The organism is Brunnivagina elsteri CCALA 953, from assembly GCF_002289455.1.
Classification (GTDB): domain Bacteria; phylum Cyanobacteriota; class Cyanobacteriia; order Cyanobacteriales; family Nostocaceae; genus Brunnivagina; species Brunnivagina elsteri.
Genome location: NZ_NTFS01000333.1, coordinates 1 through 7,548, shown reverse-complemented (window position 1 = coordinate 7,548; position 7,548 = coordinate 1). Strand labels below are relative to the sequence as shown.

At 37.9% G+C, this 7,548-nt stretch carries 5 protein-coding genes; 3 read left to right on the top strand and 2 right to left on the bottom strand.

Annotated features, from left to right (window positions below; translation table 11 throughout):
* From CK510_RS22870 to CK510_RS22860, 3 genes are all read left to right on the top strand, one after another.
* A partial coding sequence (locus tag CK510_RS22870) for an AAA-like domain-containing protein (RefSeq protein WP_245912328.1) occupies window positions 1-1,332 on the top strand: 1,332 nt, incomplete at its 5' end.
* Between the two features lie 130 nt (window positions 1,333-1,462).
* Window positions 1,463-2,059 (top strand): hypothetical protein, encoded by a 597-nt coding sequence (locus CK510_RS22865; RefSeq protein WP_095723878.1) that lies wholly within the window; start codon window positions 1,463-1,465, stop codon window positions 2,057-2,059.
* 374 nt (window positions 2,060-2,433) lie between these two features.
* Window positions 2,434-3,510: a trypsin-like peptidase domain-containing protein gene (locus CK510_RS22860; RefSeq protein ID WP_095723880.1), complete on the top strand. Its 1,077-nt coding sequence runs from the start codon at window positions 2,434-2,436 to the stop codon at window positions 3,508-3,510.
* 616 nt (window positions 3,511-4,126) lie between these two features.
* Here the strand turns inward: CK510_RS22860 and CK510_RS22855 are convergent.
* Entirely contained in the window at window positions 4,127-5,896 is a 1,770-nt protein-coding gene (locus CK510_RS22855) for a hypothetical protein (RefSeq protein ID WP_211293269.1), read from the bottom strand.
* Window positions 5,897-6,010: 114 nt separating this feature from the next.
* On the bottom strand, window positions 6,011-7,489 hold the full coding sequence (locus CK510_RS33620) for a cytochrome P450 family protein (protein WP_245912326.1): 1,479 nt from the start codon (window positions 7,487-7,489) through the stop codon (window positions 6,011-6,013).
* Between the last annotated feature and the right edge of the window lie 59 nt (window positions 7,490-7,548).

The following is a 7,548-nucleotide window of genomic DNA, read 5'->3' as shown; positions in this document are numbered from 1 at the left end:
GTTATGACTATCAGCAGAGAACTCATTAGAGGTTTTAAGGTGCGTCAGGACTGCATCGACAAAGTTAAAACCGTTAAAAAGACGGTGATGATGAAACTCAATAAGACAAGTCAAGATGTATTTGCCCATGAACTTAAAATCGCTCCATCGACATTAAGTAATTTTCTTAATGGTAAAAACGTCGCTATGGAGACTTTTCAGTTAATTTGTAAACACCTAGATTTAAATTGGGAAGAGATAGCAGATAGAGAAGATAACTATATTTCATCTTCAATCCAACAATCAATCCAACAATCTTTCCCACAAACTTCCACACCATATAATCCCATTGAATATCCAGAGGGACCAGTTGCGCGAGATTCTTCTTTTTATATTTCTCGTCCTCCCAAAGAAGAGGATTGTTACAGAGAAATTAGCAAACATGGGGCATTAATCCGCATCAAAGCACCCGAACAAATGGGTAAAACTTCGCTGCTAATTCGGATTTTAGATCGAGCAGAAATACAAGGCGATCGCACTGTCTATATCAGTTTAAAGGAAGCAGATAACCAGTGTTTTACTGACTTAAATAAATTTCTGCGTTGGTTTTGTGCCACAGTTAGCCGCAAATTAAAGCTAGAAAATCGCTTAGATGAATACTGGGAAGATGATATTAGCTGCAATATGCGCTGTGAAACCTATTTTGAAGAGTATATATTGCCAGAAATAGGTCAACCATTAACCCTGGGTTTAGATGAAGTCGATAGATTATTTGCATATCCCGATATTTACGGCGATTTTTTCGGCTTACTGCGATATCTCCACGAAGAAGCCAGACGAGCAAATATTTGGCAAAAACTACGTTTGGTACTTGCCCATTCCACCGAAATTTATGTACCTTTAGATATTAATCGTTCTCCCTTCAATGCAGGTTTCCCGGTTGATTTACCAGAATTTAAGACACAACAAATCCTCGATTTAGCCCAACTATATCAATTAGATTGGTGTGATGAAGAAGCGGCTAAAATCATGTCTATTATCGGTGGACACCCATTTTTAGCTCGTTTAGCTTTATATCATATTGCCCGTCAAGATGTAACTGTAAACGAATTCCTACAAACAGCAGCTAGTGAATCAGGTATTTATTCTCAGCATTTGCATCGTCTCATGTCCGCCTTAGAAAAACAACCCGAATTATTAGTTGCAATGCGAGAAGTTGCCAAAGCAAATCATCCTGTACAGTTAATCCCGGAAATCAAATTCAAATTACAGGCAATGGGATTAGTCAAAATCACAAACCCTGGAGTTATACCAAGTTGTGAACTGTATCGGCAATATTTCCAGAGTTTTTAGGGATTTGATTTATATATATTGTCAAAGGTTTATCTACAAAATCAAATCAAAGGAAAATCAGTTAGTTCTCAGTGTTTAACTTAAGTACTGGTAAGCAAAACTAGGATTGTCGAATTCAACAAACAATCCCATGTTACAAACAATCAGCAAGTTCAACAAATTACCTTTAGCAGCTTTTATATTAGTATCCGCAACAACATTCAATAGTCCCAAAGTTGATGCAGTCAGCAGCCAAAATATAGCTCAACTACCTACATCAAATACTATTACAGCAGCACCAGCATGGAAAATATTTTCTCCAGATGAAGGTAAGTCCTCTGTTCTCATGCCAAATGAAGAAATCGTAGATATCGCACCAGAACCAGGTGAGATTCATGAAGGTGTTAAATCTACAAAAATGTATCTGAGTACTCATGAGGGCAATGTTTTTCTGATTGGCTATGCTGACTTTAAAAGTGATGTGACTCAGGTTCCCTCAAGCGAATTACTGGATTCTGCTGTTGAAGGTATGTTAGAGGGTAAGAAAAAATTATTAAGTCAGAAAAATATCACTCTCGATGCATATTCTGGTAGAGAAATTCAGATACAGGATGAAACAGATGGAATAACTTTGACGGGTAGAGTTTTTATTGTAAATCAACGGATGTATATGCTTTTGGTTGGAGGTGACAAGAATCCTCAAGTCAGTGTCAGAAAATTCTTCAACTCATTCCAGTTGATAAATTAATCGCCGAAGTTACAAGTTTTGGCAAGTAAGGTTTTTCATAAATTTGTAGCTTTGAAGTTTGTAGTTGCGCTAAAGCCCTATACCCGCAACTACAATCCATAAATTTAATTCCCTGTAGCTTTCAGTCCAAAATTTTCACTTCAACACAAATCAATTAGAGAACTCCACAGAAAGAAATGCTCTTCGGTCATTCTGAGGAACGTTCGCGTAGCGTGTCCCCTTGGGACTCAGAATCTCGCGAAGATGCTTCGTTCCTCAGCATGACAACACAGGATCATTCATGTGGTCTACTCTTAACTCAATTGCTTCAGCAATCCCAATTCAAGCCGCAATGCTATCTAATTAACCTTCCTAACAATCAGGGAAACAAAAACATGCTGTCTAAAATTCAAAATCAATTCCAATCTCTCCTCATCATCTCTGCATTACTTTCCGCGACATTACCCATCACACCAGCCAAATCCCAAACAATTGATTTTCCCCAAAAACCCTTACAAAACAATTCCAAACAACCAGAAAAACTATCACAAGCCAACTTAGTAGCTGAAGATGTCAAACCATCAGTAGTTCGGGTTGCAGTTGGTTGTAAAGCCAAAGTTTACTCACCAATAAATGGTAAAATTTATGAATTAGAACAAATCACAAGTTACGGTTCTGGATTCTTTGTTAACCCCAATGGTTACATTACCACCAATGCCCATGTAACAAAAACAGAAGATTGCCAACAGATTTTTCAGGAAGATTTAGCAGCACAACTTTCTTCTGATGGGCAAACATTAGCAAATGTCGAAGCTGAATTAAAATGGATTGAAACCAAACCAATTCAATTAGTCTATTTACCAAATCAAGAACAACTACCTTTTGAAATAATTAATTCCGGTGCGATCGCAGGTGAAGGAAAGGATATTTCCATCATCAAAATTAATGTCATCAATGCTCCTACCCTCAAACTGGCAGAATCTAGCCAAGTGAAACTTTTAGACTCAGTAACGGTAGTGGGATATCCGGGATTAGTTGAAAATTCATCCCTATTTAACGATGAATCTTTTTACGAAGCCAGCTTTACTCGCGGTCAAGTTTCTGCTAAGAAAAATCTGAAAGATGGCACACCTATTTTACAAATTACCGCTCCCGTACCTAAAGGAAATTCTGGTGGTCCAGTTCTCAATGAGAATGGCGAAGTTATCGGTTTAGTCACCTTTGGTCCCGACGATAATTTTACATTTCTTTTTACCAGTAATACAATTCAAGAGTTTCTCGATTCTGCCAAAGTCAACAATCAACAGGGATTAGTAAACCAGGAATATCGCCAAGGATTACAACTTTATAGGCAGGGAAATTACACACAAGCATTGCAAAAGTTTCAGGTAGTAAAACGGTTATTCCCTCAGCATTCAGAAGTTAAAATTTACCTTGATAAATGTCAACAAATAGTAACTAATGGGAATTAAATAGTTTTACCAACAATCATTGTAATTCGCAATTATTTTCTCAATAAGAGTAAATATTGCGAATTATGTTACTATTCCCATTTGCAATTTTCAAAAAGCTTACAGAGAAGGACTTTCGTTAGATATCTGGATTCCGATTTCTAAAATTGAAAATTGTGAGAGTGCGGAACTGTGACCATTATAATACACTGTAAAGCTTATGGAGTATAGCTTTAACCCTGCGGAACTGAATTGTTTTTTTGTAAGTATTGTAAGATTGAAATTGTTTTAAATAAAACTGTATACCTAGTAGTGACGAATTTGCGAGAATACTGGCTCAGAAAGCGATTTTCCCTAACGCCACTGCAAGTATTGTCAGTCATGGGATGGATAATAGCGACTGGCGATTTATTTTAACCAGCGACATTTAATCCCTGAAGACTTAATAATGCTGCAAACCTCGATTCTTTTTCTCTCAATTCTTCAAATATTCACAGAGAAAGGATTTCATTAGATATCGGAATCTCGATTTCTAAAAATGGGAGATTCTATTTACATAATTTATATCGAACTGTAATGGAATTATCCAACTTTTGCTGTTGCGGAACTGAACTATTAATCGCAATAAAAGTTTTAATTATTCCCTCTGTAAATTTTCTGATGCTGGTTTGATAAATTGTTGACCCAACCTTAATATTTCAAAATTTTGCTTTTCCTTATCTGTAAAATTGCATACCTGCACAGCCTTTCCCCTCTGCAACTTGTACAAAGTTCCTCTTTGCTCATCTTCATCCACAACCCGCAACATCTCCGACGGTTCATGATAAATCACCCGATACTTCCCATCCCCAAAAGTTGCTGTTTGCATCTCCTCACCAGCATTTGCAGGATTATCTTGCAAACACACGATCGCAAGTTTTAACATCTGCTTTTCCCACTCTTCCCGCTTAACTGATTCAGTTTTAGGTGTATCTGCGGTGGGTATTTCAGTGCGAATGCTTACTTTCTGATTAGCCTTAATTTTCTTCTCCCTAACCAAAGCTTCTTCCCTAGCCCAAACTTGAGGATATCGAATCGTTTCCGGATCAACTTTAATATTGGCAATAGTTGCTGGTGTAGATTCCAATCTTCCTTGAAACTTAAATCCATCAACTTTAACACCCCTTACATTTAACCTTTCACTCAACAATTTAAAAGATTCCTTATCAACTACACCCAATGGTTTATCATCAACGAAAGCAAGAGGTGTAACAGCTTTTTCAGTACCAACAATTTTAATTGTAATTACCCCATCATCCCCCTTCCATTCTTGTTCTGGAAATGCATATTTTTTCAACTGCCCTACTTTTAATTGATTGCCTTGGGTACTGGTAATAATAACCGATGCGCTGGGTGGAGAAGTAATTTCTGCGGTAAAAGATGTACCAATTGGTAACTGTGCCGATTCACTGCGAAATACTCCTAATTTCTTATCTTCAGCCACTAACCAGCGTTTATTTTGCGTTGGATTAATTGGAACGGGTGCTTGCTCGATATGACATTCAACTTTTTCTCCCACCCATTTACGTCCCAAATGCTCGTTACTGGGTTTGTGGGTTCCTACGACTGCAAATTCGGTAAATTGTAGTTTATCCAGCCTTCCAACTAATTCCTCCCCAAATATTGCAAAAGCAGCCGATGTTTTCTTAAAACCTCGCTCTACATCTTCCTTACTTGCGGTGGAAACTTGCCACATTGCAGCTGCAACCGCTTCTTTTTCTAAATCGGGGATACTTTCTCTAGCAGCGATCGCATATTCCTTCACTTGTTTAAAAGCCACTCGAACTTGACTTGCAGCGAATCCCGATACAATCTCTTTGCTGAGATTATTTAACTCAGTAAATGATTTTATATCACCTTGAAATTGTTGCAAACCAGCTTCAGAAATATATCCCAAATGTTTAGTCTGCGGCTGACCATTACTTTGAAATTCCGGTTTCCCATCTGCATCGAATATGGGTGCGATCGCAATCCATTTTTTCTGACTTTGATTGTAGGGACTTTTATTCTCAACAACCGTAATATCAAGTTTTCTGTCATCAAAAATATTGGGATGTTTTTTCTCAGCTAAACCAATAATTTCGATTTGCTGACCATGAGAATTGGTCGCGACAATCTTTAAACCTGGTGCTTGTTCGACTTCTCGACTAATTGTAACTGCTCGATGAATTAGCGAATCATATATTTTCTTGATTTGGACTGCGCTTGCTTTTTGTGCTGGCGTAAATTCGACTCCTTTGAACAAATCCTGAAATTGCTGAGTTGAACGCGCGATTGCAGCACTCTCCGCAAAAGCATCATTAGTCATCCTTGCCATCATATCGATCGCACCGTGACCTTTAATATTTATGTCTCTTTTCGTATACACATCTCCCGATTTTCTTTCTTCAACCCAAGGTGCAACATCAAAGCTTTTAATAATAGTATTACAGGCATTAATAACCTCTGGATTGGAACGATTAGCGCTTTTACCTCGGTCAACTTAGATTTGTAGCTGTCCTCCCAAGGTTCCCACAACGTCATGATAGAATTTACCAATTCTTTCTAATATTTCTCTAATATCGAATTGTGGAATTATTGAATATTGGTTTTGCTCTTGATGTGGTTGTGGGCATAATTGTGCAAGTTCGACGATATGCGATCGCAGATTATCTGAATACTTAATTGACGCAAAACTTTGATTTTCGGCTTTTAGCATTTCTACCGCAGCACAAGAAATATCCCGAAGAAATTTCCCTGCTTCCTCGTCTGGAATTGAAACACACTCATTTTCTAGAGCAATTCCTTTCATACATAAATTGGCAACCAAACCAATTTTATTTTCCATCGCATCTAACGCAATTTGTTCAAAAGAACCCGTATAGGCTTGCTTTTCAGGCTTAATAATCTCCGAGTATCGATTCTCTGGAAGTTGCTTTTGTTTAATCTCGACTGCTGTGTGGGAGAATTCTGAAGCTTGTGCTAGAGCCATCCTATCCCCGTCGCAATCGGACAGCGAATGCTTTAATCCCTGGGGTGACAATTTGATTGTACCAATGTCATTACAATTCGCAATTCGCGGTTCGCAGTTCGCAATTAAAACGTTAGAAACTTGTAGTTTATTTAAGCAAGCAGGTAATTGATGTTGTTCATTCTTGACGCTCCAAAATAGACATTTAGCATTTTGCTCTCTTACTTTATTTAATTGCGAATTACGAATTGCGAACTGCGAATTATTTCTGTCATGAGGTTCGTTTGGTAAATGGCGATTGATATAAACATCTACGGTGTTAGAATTCGCAGTGGGACCACGATAAACAATTAATTCTGCACCATCAGGGAATTTCGGATAACAAACCTCGTTCGCAGCTAAATCGTGACAAGTTTGTGCCATTGCAGAATCAAATTTAATAAACCTCCCCGTCGCACAATCCATGTATTGTTCGCGCAAATATTCCTGAAGTTTATCTATAATTTTCGGATGTTCTAATAATTGATAATGACCTTCTAAATCTGCTCTCAAAATTCGATAAATTAAACTATGCTCGCTATAACTTGATGAAAACATCTCATCAATTTGATTTTCAATATCTCCCAAATCTAAGTTATCAAAGTCAATCAAATCCTGATTTGCCATCAGAGATTGCATCTGATGCTTAAATCGAGCATCCATTGTATTAACATAATCTTGAGCAATTTTTCGAGGGTCATCGGCAATATCTCTAAGTTCCTCCAAACGCTTTTCTAATAACGGCAAAACATCATTTTTGACCCCATTGGGGAAAGAATTCCAAAATTGAGCGCCAGTCGAAGTGATACCGTAATAAGCATCGGTTTTATTCCCAATCCCCATTGTCATCACATATTCCCCCGGTTGAAGAGGAGTGGGGGAGTGGAGGATGGGAGGAGTAGGGGAGTTTAGGGGTAAAGAATATTCATCTACTACATTACCTGTTTTTCTCTGTCCAATTTCTCGTCCCATTCTCGTGATAAACGCAAATATTCCTCTCTTTGGGATTCGCCGACAGCACGTAATGATAA

Bases quoted from the DNA above. Each gene is read 5' to 3' on its own strand.
- CK510_RS33620 (WP_245912326.1), bottom strand. From the start codon at position 7,489: ATGGGACGAGAAATTGGACAGAGAAAAACAGGTAATGTAGTAGATGAA.
- CK510_RS22860 (WP_095723880.1), top strand. From the start codon at position 2,434: ATGCTGTCTAAAATTCAAAATCAATTCCAATCTCTCCTCATCATCTCT.
- CK510_RS22865 (WP_095723878.1), top strand. From the start codon at position 1,463: ATGTTACAAACAATCAGCAAGTTCAACAAATTACCTTTAGCAGCTTTT.